Genomic DNA, 22,057 nt, shown 5'->3' with positions numbered 1-22,057 from the left:
GTCAGCAAGGGCGAAATCCGCGCCCCAGCCCTTTGGGAGGAACTGCATGACCGATCTGGCAACGGGATTTCATACCCGGACCGGCATGTTCGAGGACTGGCTTGACCAGCGCGCCACGATGCGCGCCTGGGAGGATTTTCTGACCTTCAAGGAACTGGACCCCATACGCACCTCGGGCGTGCGGCGCGAGATCCTTGAATCCTGGTCCCGCAGTCTGGCATCCGGCATCGACGCCACCGCCGAACTGGCACCGCTGGACGAGACGGAGGAGCGGCTGGAGGAGGCGCGCCAGAAGAATTCCGAACTGCGCGCGGCGGCCCGGCATCCGTTCGAAAAGATCGGCCCGTTGCTGTCCGAGGCCAATGCGCTGCTGATCCTGACCGATGCCGAGGGGCTGGTTCTGGATCAGATCGGCGATCTGCGCACGCATGATGCGGCGCGCAGCATCCATCTGGTCCGTGGCGGCAAATGGGACGAATCCGCCATCGGCACGAACGGCATCGGCACGGCGATCCGTTCGGGGCGGCCGACCGTCGTGCATGCATCGGAACATTTCTGCCAGGGCATCAAGGCCTGGACCTGCGCCGCGGCACCGATCCGCGACCCCGTGGACCAGCGCATCATCGGCGCGGTGGATCTGTCCGGCCCGCCCAGCATCTTTCGCCCGCACAACGTCGCCATGATTGCGGCCGTTGCCCGCGAGATCGAATCCAGCCTGGCCGAGAGGCAGGAAATGCGCCGCACCCGGCTGCTGGAGGCGTTCCTTGACAGCGGCCCGACCCGCAGCAGCCGCGACGCCGTCGTCATCCTCGACCGTATCGGGCGAGTGATGTATCACCGCTTTCCGGCCAGCGTGCCAAAGACGTCGAACCCGCCGGGCTTGACCCTCGGGCAGCAATTCATCGCGTTGACCGGCACGATGAGCGATCAGGACATCGCGCGCGCCATCCCGCCGCATCTGCAACCCAGCGGCATCAGCAGGCTGTTTCTGGACGGCGAATTCAGCGGGGCGGCACTGATCCTGCCGCCCCGACGCTGCGCACTCGCCGTCGCGGCAGAGCCGTTCCGCATCCCGCCGCGTGCGGGGGCGGAACGGGACGAATTGCTGATGATCGGGCAGTCCCCGAAATTCGTGAAAGCGGTCGATCTGGCGCGCCGCACTGCCGCCGCAGGCTCTCCGGTGCTGATTCAGGGGGAAACCGGCGCGGGGAAAGAGCTTTTCGCCCGCCTGATCCATACCTCGGCCGCGCACAAGGGCCGCGCGCCTTTCGTCACCGTGAACTGTGGTGCGATTTCCGCCGATCTCTTCGGCTCGGAGCTGTTCGGCCATGTCTCGGGGGCCTTCACCGGGGCCTCGCGCGAGGGCAAGGCGGGCAAGTTTGAACAGGCCGACGGCGGCGTGCTGTGTCTCGACGAGATTGGCGAGATGCCGCTTGAATTGCAGCCCTATCTGCTGCGCGTGCTGGAACAGCGGGCGGTTTACCGTATCGGCTGTTCAAAGCGGCGGCAGGTCGATGTGCAGCTTGTGGCGATGACCAACCGCGATCTGGGCCAGGAGGTCGAGGCCGGCCGCTTCCGCCGCGACCTTTACTACCGGATCGGCGCCATGACGATCGAGGTGCCGCCGCTGCGGGAACGTCCCTGTGACATTGCGGCGCTGGCGGACCATTTCAACCGGGCCGTGGCCACCAAGATGCGGCGCGAACCGCTGGTGCTGTCGGAGGAGGTGGCGGCACGGCTTGGCGCCTATGGCTGGCCCGGCAATGTGCGGGAAATGCGCAACCTGTTCGAAAGGTTGCATCTGGTGGTGTCGGACGGGGTCGTGACAGAGGCGGATCTGCCCCCGGCCCTTCTGGCACCCGCCGCGGTGGCGCAGGGCAGTGTGACCGCGCCGCAAGAACCCGATCTGCCGCCCAACCTGACCGATATGGAAGAACAGGCGATCCGCCGCGCGCTGGCGGCCGAGCAGGGCAATCTGACCCGCGTTGCCGCCGTTCTGGGGATTTCCCGCCCGACGCTGTATCGCAAGCTGAAGATCTACGGGATCAAACGCAGCTACGGCTAGCGTGCGGTCCTTGCAAGCCTGGAAATGACCAGACGGTGCGAAGGGTGACCTTCGCACCGTCTGTCTTGATCGGCCGTCTGGTGCGGATCAGAACATGACCTCGCCACCATTGGGCGAAATGCAGGTGCCATGGAAGAAGGCCCCTTCGGGCGAGGCCAGAAGCACCGCTGCCGGGGTGATCTCGTCCACCTCGGCGAAACGGCCCAGCGGGATCGCAGCCTTGAGCGTATCCAGAAGCTCCTGTGACAGCGGCGTCAGCAGATCGGTATTGGTCACGCCTGGCGCCACCGCATTCACCAGCACACCCGTCCCGGCGCATTCCAGCGCCAGCGCGCGGGTAAAGGTCGCGTTTGCCCCCTTCGCCGCGCAGTAATGCGTCAGCGTGGGCGCGCCCTTGTAGGCCAGTTGCGAGGTGATGTTGATGATCCTGCCGCTGCCGCGCTTCTTCATGTCGCGATAGACGGTCTGCGCCATGAAGAAGGTGCCCTTCACATGGACATCCAGCATCCGGTCAAAGCTGGCCTCGGTGATATCCTCGAAAGCCTCGGTGATATTGTGCCCGGCATTGTTGATCAGAATGTCGATCTCGCCCAAGGCGGCCCTGGCCCCGGCATAGAAGGCGTGGATGGCCGCAACCGACGAGACGTCGCATTCGGCGGCATGGACCTTGCGGCCCAGAGCGGCGATGGCGGCGGCCGTTTCCTTTGCACGCGCGTCATCGCGGAAATGGCAGAAGGCGATATCCGCGCCCTCTGCCGCAAGGGCGAGGGCGATGCCCCGCCCTATGCCGCGCGATCCGCCCGAGACGATTACCGTCTTTCCCGCAAGTTTCTGGGTGCTCATTGGTATCTCTCCTGTGATTTCACTGCCGTCCGAGCCGTTCGGCCCCGCCGCCAAGCGCCGGACCGGCGGTCGGATCGATGTGCTCCTCGACATGGCCGATCAGGGTTTCGGTGGTCAGGATCAGCGCAGCGACCGAAGCCGCATTGGCCAGCGCCGAGCAGGTAACCCGCACGGGATCGACGATCCCTGCCTCGATCATGTCGCGGAAACGGCCCTGTGCGGCATCGAAGCCATGCCCGCTTCCTGACCGGATCACCTCGGCGATGACGGCATTCGGGTCAGAGCCTGCGTTGATCGCGATGCGGGCCAGCGGGCGGGTCAGGACCGAGCGGACAAGCTCGACCCCGACCGAAACATCGCCCGAGGTTTCGGCCACCAGCGCATTCAGGTCCGGGGCGACATGGGCAAGGGCAGAACCGCCGCCCGGAACCACGCCTTCTGCCACCGCAGCCCGGATCGCATGGAGCGAATCCTCGATCAGCTGGATCTTGCGTTTCTGTTCCACCGGCGTCAGGCCGCCGGCATGGATCACCGCCGTGCCGCCGGAAAGCTTGGCCAGACGTTCGCGCAGCTTGTCCTGTTCGATGTTCGGCGGGGCGATGTCATACTGGCGCTGCACCTGCAGGCGGCGGGCCGCGATGGCCGCAGGTTCACCCGCGCCGCCGATCACCGTGGTCTGGTTGGCCGACGCCCGGACCTGACGCGCCGCGCCAAGCTGTTCACGGGTGACATTCTCGATCTTCTTGCCCAGATCGCGGGCCAGAACCTCGCCGCCGGTGAGGATGGCCAGATCATCCATCTGCGCCTTGCGCCAGTGGCCGTATTCCGGCGGATGCACGATCAGATACTTGCCCGGCCGGGCCGCTTCCAGAAGCGTGACCACGACTTCGGGCGCGATTTCCTCGGCCACGACCAGCAGCGACCGGCCTTCCGCCTCGGCGATGCCGCGCGCGTTGTCCAGCACGGAAGGATGCAGGATCTTCTGGTCGGTCAGAAGGATCAGCGGCTTGTCGAGCACCGCTTCCATTTCGTCCTGATCGGTCACCATGTGATGCGAGATATAGCCCCGCTCGAACGACATCCCTTCGATCACTTCCAGCGTCGTCTCGACCGTCACCGAAAAGTCGGCGGTGATGATGCCATCCTCGCCCACGCGGGAATGCGCCTCGGCAACGATTTCCCCCAGACGGGGATCGGTTGCCGCGATATTCGCCACGGCGCCCAGAAGGCGCGGATTGTCCTTGACCGGAACCGCCTGACGTTTCAGCGCCTCGACGACCCGGCCCACCGCCAGCTCGATGCCCCGGCACAGATCGACCGTGCGGGCGCCGCGTTCGGCCTGGGTCACACCCTGCTGGATCATCGCATTGGCCAGCACGATGGCGGTGGTGGTGCCATCCCCCGCGACCTCGTTGGTCTGCATCGACACTTCGCGCACCACCTGTGCGCCCATGTTCTCGAACCTGTCGGGCAATTCGATCTCGGTCGCGATGGAAACGCCGTCCCGCGTGATGAGCGGGGTGCCCACCGGCCGGTCGATCATCGCATTGAGCCCCTTCGGCCCCAACGTCGGTTCTACCGCGGCGGCCAGACGGGCGACGCCACGGGCCAGGGCACGGCGGGCCTCGACATTGTGAATCAGAAAGTTCGGCATGGATAATCCTCCTTTGTCACCGCACGCGCGGGGCGCGGCGGTCTCCCTTCATGGTGGTTGGGTTGGCGTGGTCAGCCCCGGCTGCTCTGGCTGTCCCCGCAGGCCCGTGGCGGAACCCGCCCCAGGATGAAGTCGATCAGCTCCGGCTCCTCTCCGTCGCGGACAACTTCCTTGTAGCGCGCCGCGGCAAGGTCACGGCACATGGCGCCGTTGAACTCCATGTTGATGCGCAGGGCGCGCAGCCGCATCAGATGGTCCTGCAGACCCTCGGCGACGATGGGATCCCCGCGCCAGGTGACAAAGGCCCGGTCTTCGGGCAGCAGCGCCAGCCCGTCCCCGACGAGGATTTCGCGGTAGCGCGGCTTTTGCACCGCTGCTTCGGCATGGCCCGAGAGGTTGAGCGCATCGAACTCGGCCAGTGTCAGGGTCGTGATCTGCGCGGCGGTCCGGCCCATCGCGCGCAGACCCTGAAGCACGGCTTCCTGACGGCGCAGGAACGCCTTTTCGCGGAAGGTTTCGCGCACCTCGTCCAGATTGCCACCTTCGGTCAGCGCGGCAAAGATCGCCTCGAAGGACTGCTGGCCGTTGATCGCATCATTCACCTTGTCGGCAAAGCAATGATCCTGCAACTGCACGCGCACCTTGCGCACCCAAGACGGGGTCATGGCGGCCTTGCGGATGCCATCGGCCATCAGGAAGGCGAAGTTCGGCGAACACCAGTAGGTCGGCAGGCGAAAGTCGATCTCGACCTCGCCGCTGCGCGACACCTCCAGCCGTTCGACAAACCCCATGTCGGTGATCGGCTCGTCCAGCTCGGGGTCGGTGACGGCGGAAAGCCGCCGCCACACGTCCCTAGCCTGCGCGCCACGGATTTGCGGCACTGGCATCGGCTTACTCCGCCGCGATGCGAACGGGGGACTGGGCCAGTTCGCGCATCTTGGCGGCGACGTCGATGTCGTAAAGCCGCGCGGCATTCAGCCCGAGGATCTTGCGCTTGATCTCGTCCGTCAGCTGCACGCCACGCTCGGTGGCGATGTCTTCTGGAAGTTCGAAGTTCCACAGCCGGTCAACCAGCCACTGCGGCGTCCAGATCGCGTAGTCCGACCCGAACAGGATCTTGTCGGGGCCAAGCCAGAACAGCAGTTCCGAAATCACCTCGGCAAAGTAGCGTGGGCGCGAGTGGATGAAGGGCAGCGCCACGGCAAGACCGCCGTAGACGTTGGTTTCCTGCGTGGCGATCCAGCAGAAATCATCCAGACGCGGCAGGCCGCAATGTTCGATGATCCAGTTCAGGCCCTGGAAATCGGTGGCGGCGTGATCAACATCATGCACGTCGAAAGCGTCCTTCGACAGCGGGATGATGGTCGGGCCCTTGTGAACATGGATGTTCTTGATGCCCAGCTTCTCGCACAGCTCAAAGCATCTGTAGGCCGAGGGATCGGTCAGTTTCCAGCCCTTGGAATCGCCGTTCCATTCGGCCGTATACATCTTGACCCCTTTGATATCGAAGGTCTCTTTCATGTAGTGGATGTATTCCAGCGCCTTTTCGCCATCGCGCGGGTCGAAGGCGCCATTGACGATGAACCGCCCCGGGTTCACCTGCGCCATCTGGGTCGACCGTTCGATGGACGAAAAGCCTTCCTTGTAGAAATCGCGCAGATAGGTCGACTGGATGATGGCCATGTCATCGGGGCCATCCACGAACAGGTCGCGATAGATGTCATCGACCGAATATTTCTCGAACTTCGATTTCTCCCAAAGCTGTTCCTTGGGCGACAGCGCGGTGTGATAGGCATAGAAGCAGTCGATGAACTGCTTGCCATGCACGTTGCGCTGGTTGGCCGGGCTGCCGTCCCAGAAATGGGTGTGGCAGTCGAGAACGAAGACGTCCTGTCCGTCGGGTGTCTTGTACATGATTTCCTCCCTGGATGCTCTGTTGTGGTGTCAGGTGGTGATCGCGACCTTCAGCACGCCGTCGCGCTGATTGGCGAAAAGTTCGTAGGCATCCTCGATCTGGTCGAGGCTGTAGCGATGGGTCACCAGCGCCTTGAAATCGACGCGCCTTGCGCGCACGACTTCCATCATCCGCCGCATCCGCTCTTTTCCGCCGGGACACAGCGCCGAACGGATGGTCTTTTCGCCCAGACCGGCCGCATAGGCATCGAGCGGGATCTTCAGGTCGCCGGAATAGACCCCAAGGCTTGACAGCGTGCCGCCCGGCCGGATCGAGCGCAGCGCCCATTCAAAGGTCGCCTGAAGGCCAAGCGCCTCGATGGCGACATCGCAGCCGCGCCCGTTGGTCATTTCAAGGATGGTCTCGACGACATTGTTCGACGCCTTGAAATCCACCACCTCGTCCGCGCCCATGCGCCGGGCCATTTCCAGACGCGCGGGCACGGTGTCGACCGCGATGATGCGGCTGGCACCCATCAGCCTGGCGCCGGCGGTGGCACAAAGGCCGATGGGGCCCTGTGCAAAGACCACAACGGTGTCGCCGATCTTGATGCCGCCATTTTCGGCGCCGACAAAGCCGGTGGACATGATGTCGGGGCATATCAGCACGTCTTCGTCGGACAGATCGTCCGGGATCGGCGCCAGATTGGCCATGGCATCGGGCACCAGCACATATTCGGCCTGACAGCCGTCGATGGTATTGCCGAATTTCCAGCCGCCCATGGCCTTCCAGCCATGGGGGGTGCCCGCCCCGTCCTGTGAACAGAACCCGCACAGGCAGGCATTCGACCAGCCCGAGGGTGTGATCGCCCCGGCGATGACGCGCTGCCCTTCGCGGAAGCCCTTCACGGCAGAGCCCAGCTTTTCGATCACGCCGACCGGCTCGTGGCCGATGGTCAGGCCCTTCTCGACCGGGTATTCGCCCTTCAGGATATGAATATCCGTGCCGCAGATCGTGGTCGTCGTCACGCGCATCAATGCGTCGTTCGGTCCGACATCGGGGATCTTCTTGTCCTCGAGGACGATGCGCCCCTTCTCGACGAACACTGCCGCCTTCATCATCTGGGCCATGCGTGCCCTCCTTGATCCGAATGGTAGGAACGGAGAGAGCGCGGCAGGCGCTCTCTCCGCATCGCTCAGATGAACTCGAACACTTCGTCCATGTTGCCGAACAGGATGACGGTGTTGTCGTCGATCCGCACCATGCGGCCATAGTGGGTCGAGGTATTCACCTCGAAGATCTCGGCCGTCATTTCCCGGCCCAGATATTCGCTGATGTCATCCATCTTGAAGATCAGCTTGCCTTCGCCGTCGATGCGGATGGTCGCCGGGTTGTAGGTGACCGTCACCTTCGGGTCCTGATCCATGTATTCGGCGATGGCGCGGGCCTCGACCGAGTCGTTCATGGTAACGCCGCATTCATGCGAGATTTCGCGGCTGCTGAGGTCGATGTCCTTCATGGACTTGAAGATGTTGCTCTTCGTGCTGTCGCGTGCGGTGGTGGACATTGGGTGCTCCTCTCAGTGGCTCAGACCGACTTCGCCAAGAATCTGCGCCAGCCGCTCGTGCGAGACGGCCAGGGCATCGGCGAAGGACACAGGCTTGGAATGGGGTTGCGACCAGATGGGTTGCAGCGCGGCGGCGGCCTTGTCGGCCAGAGCGGCGTGCTTCCTCACCCAGCCGTTGAACAGGGCACGGTTGTGGGCGCCGTGCTTTTCGTCATTGGCCAGCAGGTAGATCAGGTCGATGGTATTGGCGAGATTGCGTTCGTAATCCGCTTCGGCCGCCGAGATCACCGGAGGTGTGATGAAGTCGTTGTTCGCCGCCGCCGCCTGCATGAGGAAGCCCGAACGGAACAGCTCGCCCACCAGCGGTTCGAAGATCAGGTTGATCGCGAAATACTGCTCCAGATAGTCTTCCGACCCCATGATCGTCTCGATCGCAAGGCGGGTGGGCTGCCAGATCGGATCTTCAAGCCAGGCCTGCTTGCCCAGCTCGTCGCTCCAGCCTTCGATATCCATGCCGATCTCGGCCAGATACAGCGTGATGTCCTGCGCCAGCCGCATCTTGTAGGAAGAATTGGTCAGCGTGGCGTTGTTGATCATCTGGGTATAGCCATAGCGCTGCGCCTGCATGAGCGAGGTGCCAAGGCCGAATTCGGCATGTTTCCATGCGCCCAGATGCACTTGCAGGATGCGCTGCCACACCTTGTCAAAGGCCATGTGCGCGCCGGCCTTGCGGGCATTGCCGATGACCGCCTGCACCATGGTCTCGATCTTGGACTGGCGCTGGTAATGGGTGCGTTCCCATTCCTGGTCGGGCGCGCGGAAGGCGTGCCAGTTCGAGGACAGCGCCTTGGTGTTGTCCTTGGTATAGGCGCCCTTGCCGTTGCCGAAGCTGATGATCCAGTCCTGGATCAGATAGCGTTCGGGATCGGGCTGCACGTCACAGGTGACATCCTCGTAATGGGTCGCGCGTTTGCCGCGCGGCTCGAAGTAATTGTATTTGCGACTGGTCGATCCGGCAAAAATCGCGGCGCCTGCCGCCCCGGAACCGACAGAGCTGGAGGTTGCTGTCATGGTCTCTCTCCCTTGATGGTACTTTCACGTGGACGAGCGGTCGGGCCGCCTTAATGGCCCGACGAACCGGACGTCGTGGTGAACTTGTCGTAGAAAATCCGCTCGCTTTCGAAATCGAGCATGAAGAGCGTGGGCGTCAGCGCGTCGATCATCGGCGGCGGGCCACAGGCATAGACATCGCCCTGCCCTTCCAGCCCCAGCGCCTTCAACCTGCGGTCCACCGCCTCGTGAACGAAGCCGCGCTCGCCGGTCCAGCCGCTGCCCTCGGGGGCATGCGACAGGACGGGGATGAAGGTCACCGAGGGATGTTCGGCGGTGATGGCAGCCAGCCGGTCGAGGTGGAACAGGTCATCCTCGGTCCGTGCGCCGTAGAAGAAATAGACCGGCCGGTCCTCGCCGCTTTCGATATGGTCGTGCAGGATCGACCAGACCGGCGACATGCCCGACCCGGCACCCACCAGCACCACCGGCCCCTCGCGGTTCTCGCGGCGGAAACACATGCCGTAGGGGCCGACCACCGTCACTTCCGCTCCGGCCCGGATTCCTCCGTTGTCGAGCTGGTTGGAGAACTTTCCTTCGGGGTATTTTTTGATGATGAAGGAGAGCCTTTGGGTTTCGCTCGGCGGATTTGCCATGGAGAACGAACGCGTGATCGTCTCCCCTTCTTCCGTGGTGACTGTGATGTCGACATACTGACCCGCCCAGAACTTGAGCGGCGCATTCAGCTCGATCTCAACGCCGCGGATGTCATGCGTGAGCTTCCGGAAATCCGTGATCCTGCCTTCGAAGGTCTTGACCGGAATGGATTTCGACAGGACCTCCTCGTCATAGTTCAGAAGGTCGATCGTCAGATTGTCAAAGGCCTTTGCCCGGCACATCAGGATCTGGCCGCCATCGCGGTCTGCATCGTTCAGGGCAAAGGTCGAATATTTCAGCATCTCGACCTCGCCGTCGAGAAGCACGCATTTGCAGGCGGAACACTGCCCCTCCTTGCAGCCATGCGGCAGCGCGATGCCCTGGCGGAATGCGGCGTCAAGGACGGTTTCATCCTCTTCCACCTCGAATTCCACGCCCACCGGCTCGAGCCTTACGGTGTAAACATCTCCCATTCTGTCCGGCCTCCCCGCCGTCAGTCGGGCAGCCCGCCGGGCCGCCTGGTCAGTTCCGGTCACTGGCGGGGGCCTGCGATGGCCCCCGCCCTGCCCGCTCAGTTGCAGGGATTGATGGTGAAGCCCGCCTTGTATTCGGCGATGTGCTTGGCACGCGCCTCGGGGGTCATTTGACGCAGCAGCGTCAGCGGAGACAGCAGGGTGTGGCCGCGCACGTCATCAAGCGTCCACATGTCCTTGTTGTCGAACCGCAGATGCGGCTGCGGCACCAGGGTCTTGCCGTCGTCGCGCACGAAGTTCAGATCCTTGATCGCATCGGCGAGATCCCAGCCGTGATAGACGGTTTCCCACTCGCGCTTGCCCGAGAACTTGCCCATGGCCGGGGTCGGCCGGCCCTGATATTCGCTCGAGAAGGCCTCGACGGCGGTCCAGCGGTCCAGCTCATGCGCAAAGGTGTGGATCTGGCCGTCGATTTCATCGACCACCATGTCCTCGCGGATGAGGCAGGGCACCAGACACGACCAGCAACGATGCGGATAGACGTAGCCGGTTTCCTCGTTGAAGGTGATGACCTTCTGGCCCGGCTTCGACAGCTTGGCATACCATTTCCAGAATTCGCCGAATTCGGCATACCAGCCCGGATACTTGTTCTCGAACCATTCGAAGTCCTTGTCGGTCTGGGCTTCGATCCGCCAGAAGTTCACCGGCCAGCCGACTGCGAAGAACTGCGCGACCTTGTGGACATAGTTCTTCTTGGTGATGCGGTTCCAGGCTTCCTGAACATCGTCATGGTGCACCTTGATGCCGTACTTCTCGAGCGGCAGCATGTAGGTGCGGTAGTAGTCCTCGAAGATCCAGCGGTGCCACATTTCCGCGTAGGATTCCTTTTCCTTGTCGCGGTTGGTGGTGCCGTATTCGATCAGCGTGCCGATGGCGGCGTCAACGATGGCGTGGTTCTGCCAGAACGCATAGCGCAGGTCGCGTTCCAGAAGCAGGTGGTTTTCCGGCTCTTTCAGCGCCGCCATCAGCAGCGAGTGGCCGTTGCCGATATGGCGGCTTTCGTCCGACTGCACCGACAGGAACACGGTGGGCAGCGCGTAGTCGCCGTTGCGGGCGGCTTCCGACGGCATGGCCACGAACAGCGTGTTGGTGAAGGCGGTTTCGGCGACAACCGTCAGATACATGCAGGCCGAAGTCATCACGTCGCCGGTGATGAAGCCTTCGCCGAACTGACGGCCGATGGTGGTGGCATAGCACTTGCCGAAAGCCTCTTCGGTGATGTCGAAGCCCGCCGGGTCGATGTAGTTCTCCATATACCACTTCTTCAGGTTCATCTGAATGGTGGAGTGGCGGAACTCGTCGACCATCTGCATGGTAAAGCCGGTGCGCAGGTCTTCGCCGGGGGCGATGCGCGCCACCATGGCCATCGAGCGCGCGGCCGAGATTTCCGGGAACGGGATGATCGCCAGGAACAGCTTCATCCATTCCACCCAGCGCGGCTGCACGTTGCGGAACATGTCGCCGCGCAGCGCGGCGTCCAGTGCGCCGTAAACCCGGTTGTCCTTTTCTTCCTGCATTGGGAAGTAGGACCGCAGCACCTGCTTCATCGGGTCGCGCGGGGCCTTGTTGATCTTGTAGTCGGTCGGGAAGGTCGCGGCTTCCTGGACATAGCTGGGGTTCCAGCCAAGATCCGAGATCTTCTTTGTCGCTTCGCCGACCGAGATCCCGCGCTGTGCGGTGATCTTGTTGAGCGTCAGTTGAGTCATGCCATGAGTCTCCTGATGTTGACGGCACGGACAGATTTCCGGGCCGGTGGGCGGAGGCTCCGCCCAGGCTTGTCCGGCCGGTGGGCCGGGTCAGGTCACGGCAAAGGTTGCGGGTAACGGGGCCAGGAAACCGCAAGCGACTGCATCAGCGTGCTGGTCGTCTCCGGTGGCCGCGCTTCTCCTCCCATTCCTTCGTTCTTGTGGGGCGCCCTGCACGGGGAGCCGCCTTCTTGTGTCTGGGATACATGCAGAGGCTGTACCAGATCGGGGTTTTGGACGCGGTTTCCCCGAGGTTCCCTGGAGCCTTTCTGTTAATGCTCTGAAAGTATTTGGTTTTATTTCTTGCACATTTTGCTGGCTGCCCGCGGGCGGCCAGATGTGCTCTTGGGGTGGGGGCGTTGCATTCCGTTACACTTGTTACGGCCTCTCGCCGTTACATTACGCAAAACTGTAACGCCTCGGCCCTTTGACCCCGGTTCGGGTGTGATTCGCAGCGGTACGGGTCTTGCTGTAAGGCAGAAAACTGGTGCGGCGCCGCAGCATGTAACGCGCCACGGAAACTGTAACTGCCGACCGGCACAAAATGTTACATCCGTAACGCCTGACCCTCATTTTACCTTTTGTAATCATCATCTTAATAAGACGGTCCTGCTTCTTGGGCCGCCCTGTTCCTGCTATGATCGGCACAATCGCCGGCCTGGTCCGGCCCGGTTGCAGAAAGCCGTCACAATGTCTGATCCGCTTCCCGTAGACCAGAATCCCGCCCGCCGCACCGCCGAGGCGATGGTGGCCCGGGCGCCGCAGGATCTGGTGTTCACCATGCAGTTCATCGGCCAGAGCCAGGAAATCCTGCACACCCATTTCCGCCGCTTTCTGGAGGCCCGGCTGTCCGCGGCCGGGGTCACGCCCGAAAGCCACCCGCTGCTGCCGTTCTTCATCGACAGCCACGCGGTCGAACTGCGCGACTTTGTGGTGACCGGCGTCTCGCTGGCCCGCAGCTTCCGGCTGGGCGAAATCGAGATCCTGACCGGCGATGTCGAAACCCTGATGCGCGTCGATATCTGGGATGCGCTGGCGAGCCAGATCGACATGGCAGAACGGCGCTTCAGCCAAGGGATCGCGCGCGTGGTCGCCGGGCTGAACGCCGACGAGGCCGCGCTGCGCGAGGCCCGGTCATGAGCGTATCAATGCATTCCGCCGGACTGCGCGGCGCCGGGCAGGAAAGACCAGATAGCCGCCAGATCCTCGCGCATCAGACGATGCGCAACGGTCAGCACGCGCTCGCGCACGGCCTCGGGCAGGGCCGCAAGCCGCTCCTGCGCCAGCCGGGCATCGCGGTCATCGGTCGCGGCACGGGCAAGCGGATGGTCTGCGCCCAGCTCACCTGCGGCGGCCTGCGCAAGGGCGGCAAGGAAACGCGTTTCAGGATCGGGCGGCGTCATCTGTCGCTCCACGGCGGCCAACGGGGGGCAAGATGACAAAAGACATGCGCGGCGCGCAAGAGGTTCTGGCAGATCAGTTTCGTCTGACCGCCGATCTTTGTGTCCTGACCGGCGAATATCACCGCCTGTTGCAGCGGGTCGCGGCGGCCGGTTTTGCCCGCCAGATGGCCGAGGACGGGCCAGAGCCGCAGTTGATCGCGGCCGAACGCAGCGAAATTGCCGCGAAGTTCGCAGCCGAGTCCTGCGAAGTGAAGATTCAGGATCTGGAACACCGGCTCAGCGCCCTCGGGCAAGAACTGGCCGCATTGAAATAAGGAGCGACCATGACCCAGACCATTGCCCCTGCCGCGCCAGCCCAGCAACCGGCGAAAGCGGCGCAATCCCCCTTGTTTGACCTGCTGGCCCGGAGCTGGACGCTGGAGGCCGCCATCACCGATGTCGCGCTGGACAGGGCGGGCAAGGCGGCGGGTTTCGCGCTGGCGGATGGCCGTGTGGCGCTGATGCCGCTGGACGACCCGGAGTCCCCCCTGGCCCGGATGCGGGTCGAGGCGGATTCCGGCCGCAGCACCATCCGTCCGCGTGAAAGGCCGGTGGCGCAACCGATCCTCACACCCGAGCTTGCCACCGGCGCGCCGATGCTGGTGCCGTCGAACATGATCGGTCTGGTCGCGGCGGGCCGTGACGGGCGTATCCATCGCGTGACGCCGCGCGGGCAGGTGATTTCGCTGTGCAACAAGGCCGAGCCGATCTTTGCTCTGGCGGCGGACGGGCTGGGACAGCTGGCCATCGCCCGCGATGGCAGGGCCGATCTGCATGACGAGGTCGGCATGGCGCGTCAGGCGGGACTTCTGACCCCCGGCCCGGCCCATGCGCTTGCCTTTGCACCAGATGACCACTCGCTTGCGGTGGCGCTGAAGGAAAGCCTGATCATCGGGCAGCCGCGCAAGGGATATGATCTGTTCCCGCTGGGCGGCAGCGGCCCCATCGGCTTTTCGGCGGACGGGCGCTGGCTTGTCGGGTCCAATGGCACGGACGGGATCTGGCTGCTGCAGCGGCAGGACGGGCAGATCGCGCGGATCGGCAAATTTCGTGCGGCGCCCACCTCGGTCGCCTTCAGCCGCGCAGCGGATGCGGTTTTCGCCTCTGGCGCCTTCCGCGCGGCAGGCTGGTCCCTTGCCACGCCGCCTTTCGACAACGAGACGACGGGCGCCTTGAAAACCGGGCGTTCCGGTCTGGTGCTGATCGACAAGGTGGCCGCCCATCCCGCCCGCGACCTGATTGCCCTTGGCACGGCGGATGGCGCCGTCGCCATTGCCCAGGCCGGACGGGCCGAGGAGATGCCGCTGCGTCATGCCGATGGTGCGGCGGTCACCGCGCTCGCCTGGTCGGCCGATGGTCTTCATCTGGCGATCGGCACTGCAAATGGCGAAGCGGCACTGGTGACGCTGCCGCCACAACTTTTCAAATGAGGAAAGGAACCGACATGACCGAAACCCAGCAAAGCCGGACGGACGAGGATGCCAGCAAGGATGCGTTCTTTGCGCGGATCGCGGAAATCTCGGAGGACATGATCGCGGCGCATGGCAAGGATTTCGCGATGGGAACGCTTGTTCTGGCCGCGCGCTGGGTTGCCAGCGACAAGATCAGTGAACCGCCTGCCCGCCACTGAGCGGTCGGGGCGGGGCGGTGGCCGCTGCCTCGCCCTGCCCGGCCATGGTCCAGCGCATCTGATCCAGCAGGATGTCGCGCGATCCGGCGGCGAAGGCCAGCAGCGCCGATTCTGAGGGCGCGCGTTCCGCGATGCAGGCCAGATCCTCGCCCAGACCGCTTTCCAGCAGATGCGCCCAGGCACAAAGCTCATGCAGCCGATGCGTCACGAAATCCAGACAGTCGCAGGCCACCGGATTGGCGGGCCAGGCGGTCTCCTTGCCCTGCCCGCGCCGTCCAAGGGGCGAGCTGTGGACCGCGCTGCCCAGCAGCGTCAGAACCTCGCGCCGCCACTGGCCGTATTCGCTTTGGTCCGAATAATCGAGACCGATGCTGTAAAGCTTTTCCGCGACCAGCCGGAAGGCCCGCCCGCCCGCGATATGACGGCGCCAGAAATCATTCGCCTCGTCGGCGGTGCGGCAGGCGACGAATTGCTGCGCCAGACGCGGGCGCAGCAGCAGTGCCAGCAGCATGTCTACATCCTCGGACACCGACCGCGCCAGTTGCAGCGCGGGCACCGACAGTTCCGACAGGACCAGCAGCCGCAGGGCCGAAACCGTCTCGATCAGCCGCCCGGACAACAGATGCAGCGCGCAAAGCTGCGGCCCGCTCAGCCGCAGGCCGGCGACGCGGCTGCCCGCCTCGGCGGCACGGTTCAGCGAGATGATCCAGATCAGCGCCTGATCGAACAGGCAAAGGCCGTCATGCGCACGGCTGTCGGCCTCGGGGATGCCGGGCGGCAGCGGGCGGAACCCCGGCAGGCCCCGGATGCACTCGCCCCAGATCCGGTCCAGATCATGCCCGCGCGCCGACCACATCTGGCGCAGCCGCGCGGCCAGTTGCGACGTCATGGCGCTGTAGAAACGCTCGGGTCCGATCGGACGATCCGGGGAAAATGTCGCCAAAGTCGTTTCCCTGAAACAGGTTGGGCAAGTTGATGGTATCGCCTCGTCAGACGCAAAGCCAGCGTCAAACCCTGGGTTTCCGGCAGATCCAGGCGGTTGGCCTGCTGCGGCTGACCAACGAGGGGCTGGCCGATCATCTGGCGCGGCGGGCAGCCGCCAATCCCTTTCTGCGCCTGCGGCTGCCTGGGGGTGCGGGGACCGGCGGCGGCGAGGTCGAGCAGGCCGATACCTCGGGCGGGCTTTATGCGCATGTCATGGCGCAGTTGCGCCTGATCGCCGATGCCCGTGCGGACGAGGCGCTGGCGATGGCCTTTGTCGAGGCGCTGGATGGCAACGGCTGGCTGGATCGCCCGGTGGCCGAGATTGCCAGTGGTGCCGGACGTGCGCTGCACCGGGCCGAGGCGATGCTGGCCGCGCTGCAAGCGGCGGTGGAGCCGGTGGGGCTGTTTGCCCGCGATCTGGCCGATTGCCTGCGTCTGCAAGCGCAGGATCGCGGTCAGATGACGCCAGCCATGGCGCTGGTTCTGGCGCATATCGGCCGGCTGGCCGAAGGCGGCGCGCCTGCGGTGGCCGCCGCGACGGGACTGCCACAGGACGCGGTTGCCACCGTGCTTGCCGCGCTGCGCCGGATGGACCCGCGCCCCGGTCTGGCCTTCGGCGGCGGAACCGCGCCGCTGCGGGCGCCCGATGTGATCGTGTCACGCGGGGCGGCGGGCTGGGAGGTGGCGCTGAACCGGTCCACCCTGCCCGTGCTCAGCGTCAGCCCGGCGCCCGACGCCTGCGCCGCGACGCGGGCGGCGCGCATCGAAGCGGCCTGGCTGGCCACCATCGTGGAGCGGCGCAACCGCACCGTCCTTGCAGTGGCCCGCGCGGTGCTGCTGCGGCAGGGCGGGTTTCTGGATCACGGGGCACGCGCGCTGGTCGCGTTGCGACGGACCGAGATCGCGGCAGAGCTTGGGCTGCATGACAGCACGGTGGGCCGCGTCGCGCGCGATCTTCTGGTGGAAACGCCGCAGGGGATGCGCAGCCTGTGCAGCCTTTTCGACAGCGGCCCGCGCCGGGCGGGCCCCGTGCCGGCCTCTGCCGCGATCCGGCACCGGCTGGCGCAGCTTGTCGCCGCGGAAAATCCTGCCGATTCGCTGGACGATGCGGCGCTGACTGCCCTGCTGTCGGCCGAAGGCATGGCCCTTGCGCGCAGGACCGTCGCCAAGTTCCGGCAAGAGCTGGGCATTCCACCCCGTGCGCGCCGCCGCCGTCAGGGGGCCTGATCCTTCAGGTGTTTGTAGACCGTCGTGCGGGACATGCCCAGAATCCGCGCAGCGCGCGAGACATTGCCCTCGAGCCGCGCCACGACCGTGCGGATATTCTGGCACTGGTCCTCTTTCCAGGGAACGCCGGCGCATTGCGGGCAACAGGTGGCGCCAGGAGGCGCGGGTCTGGCGGGGGCCCCCGGCAAAAGCGCGTCGAAATCCTGCGCCTCCAGCGCGCCGTCGGGGCGCATCAGCATGGCCTGCGAAACGATGGCGCGCAATTCGTGCAGGTTGCCAGGCCAGTCATGCGCGGCAAGACGGGCCAGCGCCGCCTCGGTCATCCGGGCATCCGGGCGGACAGAGCGGGCAAACCGTTGCGCCAGCGCGGCCAGATCGCTGCGAAGCCGCAGCGGTGGCAGATCAAGCCGAAAGCCTTCCAGCCGGTAGCGCAGCGCGGGCAGCAGGCCGGACAATGCCGCCGGGGCACTGGTGGCGCAGACCACCCGCAGATCGGTGCGCACCACCGCCCCTGTCTCGGGGTGGCGGTATTCGCCGATATCCAGCACCCCCGCCAGCGCGGCCTGCGCCACCACCGGCAGATCGGTCACCTCGTCCAGAAACAGCGTGCCGCCAGCCGCCTGCTGAAGCAGCCCCGGATCGGCATCGCTGCCCAGACAGACACGGGCGAAATCACCCTCGGCCAGCATGCGCCCGTCCAGCGTGACCAGCGGACCTGGCCGTTCGCTGGCGGCATGGGCCAGCCGGGCGATCAGGGCCTTGCCGGTGCCGGTCTCGCCCGTGATCGCGATGGCCGCGCCGCGCCTTGCGGCATCGGGCAGGGCCTGCAACCTTTGCCACAGCGCGGGGTCGTCGATGACGACATCGCGGAACAGGTTGCGCGCCGGCGCGGTGCCCGGCTCTGCCCTCACCGGGATCAGACGCCGCGCCAGAGCGAAACTCGCGCGGTTCGCAACGCAGCGCAGCGACACCGCAGATCCGATCCGGTCCCTGACCCGCAGCGTCTCGCCCTCGACTAGACGCTGCTGGATCGCCGCGAAGGGCTGTTCGAAGATGCGATCGAAGCTTTCGCCCAGCAGGCGCGGAAAGCCGGTCAGGAACATCTCGCCCCGGCGGTTGATGGCATGGAGCGTCAGATCGTCATCCAGCACCAGCACACCCGTCGACAGCGTGCCCAGATATTCGGGCCGAGGATGAAATTGCAGCACGATCCGCCGGTCATGGCCGGACCGGATCAGGCTGTTCTCGATGCTGCTGGCAGCCATCTGCACCAGCGCGGCGGTGTGCTGTTGGCGCACCGCCGACATTGACGAGGCATCCAGCACCCCTGCCAGCCGCCCCGCCCCGTCAAAAATCGGCGCGCTGATGCACGAGACATCGCCATGCGCGCGCAGGAAATGCTCGCCGCCATAGACCTGCGCCGGGCGTCCTGTCGCGATGCACACGCCCATGGCATTGGTGCCGCGCAGATCCTCGCTCCAGACCGAGCCGGGCACGACCTGCGCGCCTGCCTCGGTTTCGGCAAACTGGGTATCTTGCAGCGTGTCCAGCACCACCCCGTCAGGCGATCCGAGCGCGATCATGAAATTGGACCCGGCGATCTGGTCGTAAAGCAGCTCCAGCTCGGGCCGGGCAAAGCGGATCAGGTCGGCATGGGTCTGCCGGGTGGCGTTGAACTCCACCTCTGACAGGATCAGCCGCTGGCTGCGCGCCAGCGGGTCCAGCCCGTGCGACAGGCTGCGCAGCCAGCTTTCGGTGATGTCGCCCGGCAGGGCGCCACCCGGGAACCGCCCCTGCGTTTCCAGCATATGCCGCGCACGGCCAAGGGCCGAGGTCTGCAAGTCCATGGCCGCGTCTCCTCCCCGATCCTTGGCCAGTCCCGAGCGTATCTGCTGCGGGCGCCCTGTCAACGGCGGCGGATGATTCGCGGTCAATCGTCCAGTTTGTGAACACCCAGGCATTTTGCATGGCCTCTCGGGCAGTTGCGCGGGCGGGCGTCCAGTTCCTGAACGGCAGTTCCGGCGCATTCGTTCAGTCTGCGAACGGCTGCATCCGCAGCATCGGCTTTCGTTGCCGCGCCCCCTGCCACCACCGAAACTGGCCCCATCACCGCCGGGGAGGGCGGTCACCAGGAGGCTCGCCAGACCATGAAAGCACAGGTTCTTCATCACTATGACCCGGCCCTGACCGCACCCGTCTGGGTGACGGAGGAAACTGTGCCGGACCCGCGGATCATCAAGTCGAACGACGTGATCGTGCGCATCGGCGGCGCGGGCGTCTGCCGCACCGACCTGCATATCATCGAGGGGATCTGGCGCCCGCATACCGATCCTACGGGAACGGGCCTGCTGCCCCTGATCATGGGACACGAGAACGCAGGCTGGGTCGAAGAGGTCGGCGCCGAGGTCGAAGGGTTCAGGAAGGGCGATCCGGTGATCGTGCATCCAAAGGTCACGGGCGGCACCTGCATTGCCTGCCGTCGCGGCCATGACATGCATGGCGACGGCAAGTTTCCGGGGCTCGACAGCAATGGCGGCTATGCCGAGGCGCTGCTGACATCGTCGCGCAACCTGATTGCCCTGCCCAGGACGCTCGCCCCCAGGGATGTCGCGCCCTATGCCGATGCGGGGCTGACCGCCTATCGTGCGGCCAAGAAGGCAGCGCAGCAACTGCTGCCCGATCAGGCGGCGGTGGTGATCGGCGCAGGCGGTCTGGGCCATATCGGCATTCAGGTGCTGCGGGCGATGTGCGCGGCGCGCATCATCGTGGTCGACATCTCCGACACCTCGCTGGCGCTGGCTGGCGAACATGGGGCCGACCATCTGGTGAAGGCGGATGGCGGCGAGGTCGAGGCGGTGCTGGCCCTGACCGGCGGCAAGGGCGCCGAGGCGGTGATCGACTTCGTGGGCGAGAAAGGCACCACGAAGAAGGGCCTCGACATGACCCGCGCGGCGGGCAGCTATTATGTCGTCGGCTATGGCGAGGATATCCGCGTGCCCACCGTCGACATGGTGATCACCGAAAAGAACATCATCGGCAATCTGGTCGGCACCTGGGCCGAACTGACCGAGCTGATGGCCCTGGCCGATCGCGGCCTCGTGGAGCTGGCGACCCGACATTACCGCCTGTCCGAGGCCAATCAGGCGCTGCGCGACCTGCATCACGGCAAGATCCGCGGCCGCGCCGTTCTGGTGCCCTGAGCCGCGACCATCCAAGGGAAGACAGACATGAAAACCACCACCGCGCTGAAGCGCATGCTTTACGCATCCGTGGCGCTTGGCCTTGCAACCGGCATGGCCACGGCCCGGGATTACAGCCAGTACGGCATCAAGGCCGATGTGCCGGGCATGTGCAGCTTCGAGACGATCGACGCCAAGGACTACACGGGCCGCACGCTGAACATCATCACCCATGCGATCCCGGTGATCGGAGAGCCGACCGCCCTGCATGCCGGGCAGTTCCAGGAACTCACCGGGGCCACGGTCAATGTGGTGCATGTGCCCTTCGGCGATCTGTTCCAGCGCATCATGATCCCGTTTCAGACCGGACAGGCCGCCTATGACGTGCTGTTCTACGGATCGCTCTGGCTTGGGGATTTCAACCCCTATCTGGCCGAGGTTCCCGCCGCCTATCAGGACGTCGCGGGGATGAAGGAGGTCACGCAAACCTATCGCGGCATCGCCGGCTGGCAGGGCCGGATGCTGCAATACACCATGGATGGCGATCGCCATTACCTGAAATACCGCTCGGATGTGTTCTCGAACCCCGAGATGCAGGCCCTGTTCAAGGAAAAGACCGGGCGCGAGCTGACCGTGCCCGCCACCTGGGAAGACTACAACGAGGTCGCCTCGGTTTTCACCAACATGGATTGGGACGGCGACGGGGCGCCCAATTTCGGCACCGCCGAAGTGACGAAGCGCGATGATCTGATGTTCTCGGCCTTCATCAGCCGGGTCGCGCCCTACGCCAAGCACCCGGATGTGAAGGGTGGGTTCTTCTTCGATCTGGAAACCATGACCCCGCTGGTCAACACGCCCGGCTGGGTGCGCGGGCTGGAACTGTTCGTCGCGGCGCAGGCCGCCATGCCGCCCGGTGGCACCTCTTTCGGGCTGGGGGACGAGATTTTCTCGTTCGGCGGCGGACAGACGCTGATGTCCTACAGCTGGGACGATGCCTTCATCCAGGCGATGCAGGAGGACAGCCCGATCCGCAACAAGGTGGCGGCCGCGATCCTGCCGGGGGCGAAAGAGGTCTGGAACCGCAAGACCGGCCAGTGGGACACATTCGACACGCCCAACCGCGTCGCCTATGTCACCTGGGGCTGGACCTCGGCGGTGGCGAAGGACAGCGCCAACAAGGACATGGCCTTCGACTATCTGTGCTTCTTTGCGAACGAGGCCAATACGCTGGCCGATCTTCAGATCGGGCGCTTCGGGATCAACCCCTATCGCGACACCCATTTCGACCCGGCCTTCTACGAGACGGAAATGGGTTGGAACGCCGCCGTCGCGGAAACCTATACCGCAACGCTGAAGGGCATCGACACTGCGCCGAACCAGGTTTTCGACCTGCGCGTACCGGGGGTGGGCGAGTTCATGTCGTCACTTGCCGCCGGGGTGGCCCGTGCGCAATCGGGCGAACAGTCACCGCAACAGGCGCTGGACGGCGTGGCCGCCGAATGGACCGCCATCGTCGGCCGGATCGGCGCCGACCGCGTGCGCGAGGCCTATGCGAACGTCGTGGCGCTGGAAGACCGCTGAGCGCAT

At 64.9% G+C, this 22,057-nt stretch carries 20 protein-coding genes; 8 read left to right on the top strand and 12 right to left on the bottom strand.

Going from position 1 to position 22,057, the window contains the following annotated elements:
- The first annotated feature begins 46 nt into the window (after positions 1–46).
- The gene (locus G481_RS0108705) at positions 47–2,065 is read left to right on the top strand and encodes a sigma-54-dependent Fis family transcriptional regulator (protein ID WP_245594942.1); all 2,019 of its coding nucleotides are present in this window, start codon (positions 47–49) and stop codon (positions 2,063–2,065) included.
- 87 nt (positions 2,066–2,152) lie between these two features.
- On the opposite strand, the gene G481_RS0108700 is transcribed toward G481_RS0108705, so the two are convergent.
- The 9 genes from G481_RS0108700 to G481_RS0108660 all read right to left on the bottom strand — a co-directional run bounded on the left by G481_RS0108700 (position 2,153) and on the right by G481_RS0108660 (position 11,969).
- Entirely contained in the window at positions 2,153–2,908 is a 756-nt protein-coding gene (locus G481_RS0108700; protein ID WP_028029696.1) for an SDR family NAD(P)-dependent oxidoreductase, read from the bottom strand.
- 19 nt (positions 2,909–2,927) lie between these two features.
- Entirely contained in the window at positions 2,928–4,562 is a 1,635-nt protein-coding gene (gene groEL, locus G481_RS0108695; RefSeq protein ID WP_028029695.1) for a molecular chaperone GroEL, read from the bottom strand.
- A 71-nt stretch (positions 4,563–4,633) separates the two neighbouring features.
- On the bottom strand, positions 4,634–5,449 hold the full coding sequence (locus G481_RS0108690; protein WP_028029694.1) for an iron-sulfur cluster assembly protein: 816 nt from the start codon (positions 5,447–5,449) through the stop codon (positions 4,634–4,636).
- Between the two features lie 4 nt (positions 5,450–5,453).
- On the bottom strand, positions 5,454–6,476 hold the full coding sequence (locus tag G481_RS0108685) for an amidohydrolase family protein (RefSeq protein ID WP_028029693.1): 1,023 nt from the start codon (positions 6,474–6,476) through the stop codon (positions 5,454–5,456).
- A gap of 30 nt (positions 6,477–6,506) precedes the next feature.
- Positions 6,507–7,586 (bottom strand): NAD(P)-dependent alcohol dehydrogenase, encoded by a 1,080-nt coding sequence (locus G481_RS0108680; protein WP_028029692.1) that lies wholly within the window; start codon positions 7,584–7,586, stop codon positions 6,507–6,509.
- A gap of 65 nt (positions 7,587–7,651) precedes the next feature.
- A complete protein-coding gene (locus tag G481_RS0108675) occupies positions 7,652–8,023 on the bottom strand; it encodes an MmoB/DmpM family protein (RefSeq protein WP_028029691.1) in 372 nt (123 codons plus the stop codon).
- Between the two features lie 12 nt (positions 8,024–8,035).
- Entirely contained in the window at positions 8,036–9,094 is a 1,059-nt protein-coding gene (locus G481_RS0108670) for an aromatic/alkene monooxygenase hydroxylase subunit beta (protein ID WP_028029690.1), read from the bottom strand.
- Positions 9,095–9,144: 50 nt separating this feature from the next.
- Complete coding sequence (locus tag G481_RS0108665) at positions 9,145–10,203, bottom strand: NADH:ubiquinone reductase (Na(+)-transporting) subunit F (protein ID WP_028029689.1); 1,059 nt, start codon at positions 10,201–10,203, stop codon at positions 9,145–9,147.
- Between the two features lie 98 nt (positions 10,204–10,301).
- Entirely contained in the window at positions 10,302–11,969 is a 1,668-nt protein-coding gene (locus G481_RS0108660) for an aromatic/alkene/methane monooxygenase hydroxylase/oxygenase subunit alpha (protein ID WP_028029688.1), read from the bottom strand.
- Positions 11,970–12,698: 729 nt separating this feature from the next.
- On the opposite strand from G481_RS0108660, the gene G481_RS0108655 reads away from it, so the two are divergent.
- A complete protein-coding gene (locus G481_RS0108655) occupies positions 12,699–13,148 on the top strand; it encodes a hypothetical protein (protein ID WP_028029687.1) in 450 nt (149 codons plus the stop codon).
- Between the two features lie 5 nt (positions 13,149–13,153).
- Here the strand turns inward: G481_RS0108655 and G481_RS0108650 are convergent, their stop codons facing one another.
- Positions 13,154–13,411 (bottom strand): hypothetical protein, encoded by a 258-nt coding sequence (locus tag G481_RS0108650; RefSeq protein ID WP_028029686.1) that lies wholly within the window; start codon positions 13,409–13,411, stop codon positions 13,154–13,156.
- 32 nt (positions 13,412–13,443) lie between these two features.
- On the opposite strand from G481_RS0108650, the gene G481_RS0108645 reads away from it, so the two are divergent.
- Genes G481_RS0108645 through G481_RS0108635 form a run of 3 tightly spaced genes read left to right on the top strand, consistent with a single transcriptional unit; the run spans position 13,444 to position 15,080 of the window.
- Positions 13,444–13,725: a hypothetical protein gene (locus G481_RS0108645; protein WP_028029685.1), complete on the top strand. Its 282-nt coding sequence runs from the start codon at positions 13,444–13,446 to the stop codon at positions 13,723–13,725.
- 9 nt (positions 13,726–13,734) lie between these two features.
- The gene (locus G481_RS0108640) at positions 13,735–14,880 is read left to right on the top strand and encodes a WD40 repeat domain-containing protein (protein WP_051294400.1); all 1,146 of its coding nucleotides are present in this window, start codon (positions 13,735–13,737) and stop codon (positions 14,878–14,880) included.
- Between the two features lie 14 nt (positions 14,881–14,894).
- A complete protein-coding gene (locus G481_RS0108635) occupies positions 14,895–15,080 on the top strand; it encodes a hypothetical protein (protein WP_028029683.1) in 186 nt (61 codons plus the stop codon).
- Here the strand turns inward: G481_RS0108635 and G481_RS23280 are convergent.
- A complete protein-coding gene (locus G481_RS23280; protein WP_154664559.1) occupies positions 15,055–16,023 on the bottom strand; it encodes a hypothetical protein in 969 nt (322 codons plus the stop codon). The two genes, G481_RS0108635 and G481_RS23280, sit on opposite strands and share 26 nt — an antisense overlap.
- 32 nt (positions 16,024–16,055) lie before the next feature.
- Here G481_RS23280 and G481_RS0108625 point away from each other — a divergent pair, with 32 nt between their 5' ends.
- Positions 16,056–17,291, top strand: coding sequence for an RNA polymerase factor sigma-54 (locus G481_RS0108625; RefSeq protein ID WP_035025611.1), 1,236 nt, complete (start codon positions 16,056–16,058; stop codon positions 17,289–17,291).
- On the opposite strand, the gene G481_RS0108620 is transcribed toward G481_RS0108625, so the two are convergent.
- Positions 17,279–19,138 (bottom strand): sigma-54-dependent Fis family transcriptional regulator, encoded by a 1,860-nt coding sequence (locus tag G481_RS0108620; RefSeq protein WP_028029681.1) that lies wholly within the window; start codon positions 19,136–19,138, stop codon positions 17,279–17,281. The genes G481_RS0108625 and G481_RS0108620 overlap by 13 nt on opposite strands.
- A 300-nt stretch (positions 19,139–19,438) precedes the next feature.
- Between G481_RS0108620 and G481_RS0108615 the strand changes: the two genes are divergently transcribed.
- Together G481_RS0108615 and G481_RS0108610 are read left to right on the top strand one after the other, a co-directional pair.
- Positions 19,439–20,491, top strand: a complete 1,053-nt coding sequence (locus G481_RS0108615; RefSeq protein WP_028029680.1) for an NAD(P)-dependent alcohol dehydrogenase — start codon at positions 19,439–19,441, stop codon at positions 20,489–20,491.
- Positions 20,492–20,518: 27 nt separating this feature from the next.
- Positions 20,519–22,051, top strand: coding sequence for a type 2 periplasmic-binding domain-containing protein (locus G481_RS0108610; RefSeq protein WP_035025570.1), 1,533 nt, complete (start codon positions 20,519–20,521; stop codon positions 22,049–22,051).
- Positions 22,052–22,057 lie beyond the last annotated feature (6 nt).

This window comes from Gemmobacter nectariphilus DSM 15620, from assembly GCF_000429765.1.
GTDB lineage: Bacteria > Pseudomonadota > Alphaproteobacteria > Rhodobacterales > Rhodobacteraceae > Wagnerdoeblera > Wagnerdoeblera nectariphila.
This window is presented reverse-complemented; position numbering and strand designations above follow the sequence as displayed.

Bases quoted from the DNA above. Each gene is read 5' to 3' on its own strand.
- G481_RS0108705 (WP_245594942.1), top strand. From the start codon at position 47: ATGACCGATCTGGCAACGGGATTTCATACCCGGACCGGCATGTTCGAG.
- G481_RS0108700 (WP_028029696.1), bottom strand. From the start codon at position 2,908: ATGAGCACCCAGAAACTTGCGGGAAAGACGGTAATCGTCTCGGGCGGA.
- groEL (WP_028029695.1), bottom strand. From the start codon at position 4,562: ATGCCGAACTTTCTGATTCACAATGTCGAGGCCCGCCGTGCCCTGGCC.
- G481_RS0108690 (WP_028029694.1), bottom strand. From the start codon at position 5,449: ATGCCAGTGCCGCAAATCCGTGGCGCGCAGGCTAGGGACGTGTGGCGG.
- G481_RS0108685 (WP_028029693.1), bottom strand. From the start codon at position 6,476: ATGTACAAGACACCCGACGGACAGGACGTCTTCGTTCTCGACTGCCAC.
- G481_RS0108680 (WP_028029692.1), bottom strand. From the start codon at position 7,586: ATGGCCCAGATGATGAAGGCGGCAGTGTTCGTCGAGAAGGGGCGCATC.
- G481_RS0108675 (WP_028029691.1), bottom strand. From the start codon at position 8,023: ATGTCCACCACCGCACGCGACAGCACGAAGAGCAACATCTTCAAGTCC.
- G481_RS0108670 (WP_028029690.1), bottom strand. From the start codon at position 9,094: ATGACAGCAACCTCCAGCTCTGTCGGTTCCGGGGCGGCAGGCGCCGCG.
- G481_RS0108665 (WP_028029689.1), bottom strand. From the start codon at position 10,203: ATGGGAGATGTTTACACCGTAAGGCTCGAGCCGGTGGGCGTGGAATTC.
- G481_RS0108660 (WP_028029688.1), bottom strand. From the start codon at position 11,969: ATGACTCAACTGACGCTCAACAAGATCACCGCACAGCGCGGGATCTCG.
- G481_RS0108655 (WP_028029687.1), top strand. From the start codon at position 12,699: ATGTCTGATCCGCTTCCCGTAGACCAGAATCCCGCCCGCCGCACCGCC.
- G481_RS0108650 (WP_028029686.1), bottom strand. From the start codon at position 13,411: ATGACGCCGCCCGATCCTGAAACGCGTTTCCTTGCCGCCCTTGCGCAG.
- G481_RS0108645 (WP_028029685.1), top strand. From the start codon at position 13,444: ATGACAAAAGACATGCGCGGCGCGCAAGAGGTTCTGGCAGATCAGTTT.
- G481_RS0108640 (WP_051294400.1), top strand. From the start codon at position 13,735: ATGACCCAGACCATTGCCCCTGCCGCGCCAGCCCAGCAACCGGCGAAA.
- G481_RS0108635 (WP_028029683.1), top strand. From the start codon at position 14,895: ATGACCGAAACCCAGCAAAGCCGGACGGACGAGGATGCCAGCAAGGAT.
- G481_RS0108625 (WP_035025611.1), top strand. From the start codon at position 16,056: ATGGTATCGCCTCGTCAGACGCAAAGCCAGCGTCAAACCCTGGGTTTC.
- G481_RS0108620 (WP_028029681.1), bottom strand. From the start codon at position 19,138: ATGGACTTGCAGACCTCGGCCCTTGGCCGTGCGCGGCATATGCTGGAA.
- G481_RS0108615 (WP_028029680.1), top strand. From the start codon at position 19,439: ATGAAAGCACAGGTTCTTCATCACTATGACCCGGCCCTGACCGCACCC.
- G481_RS0108610 (WP_035025570.1), top strand. From the start codon at position 20,519: ATGAAAACCACCACCGCGCTGAAGCGCATGCTTTACGCATCCGTGGCG.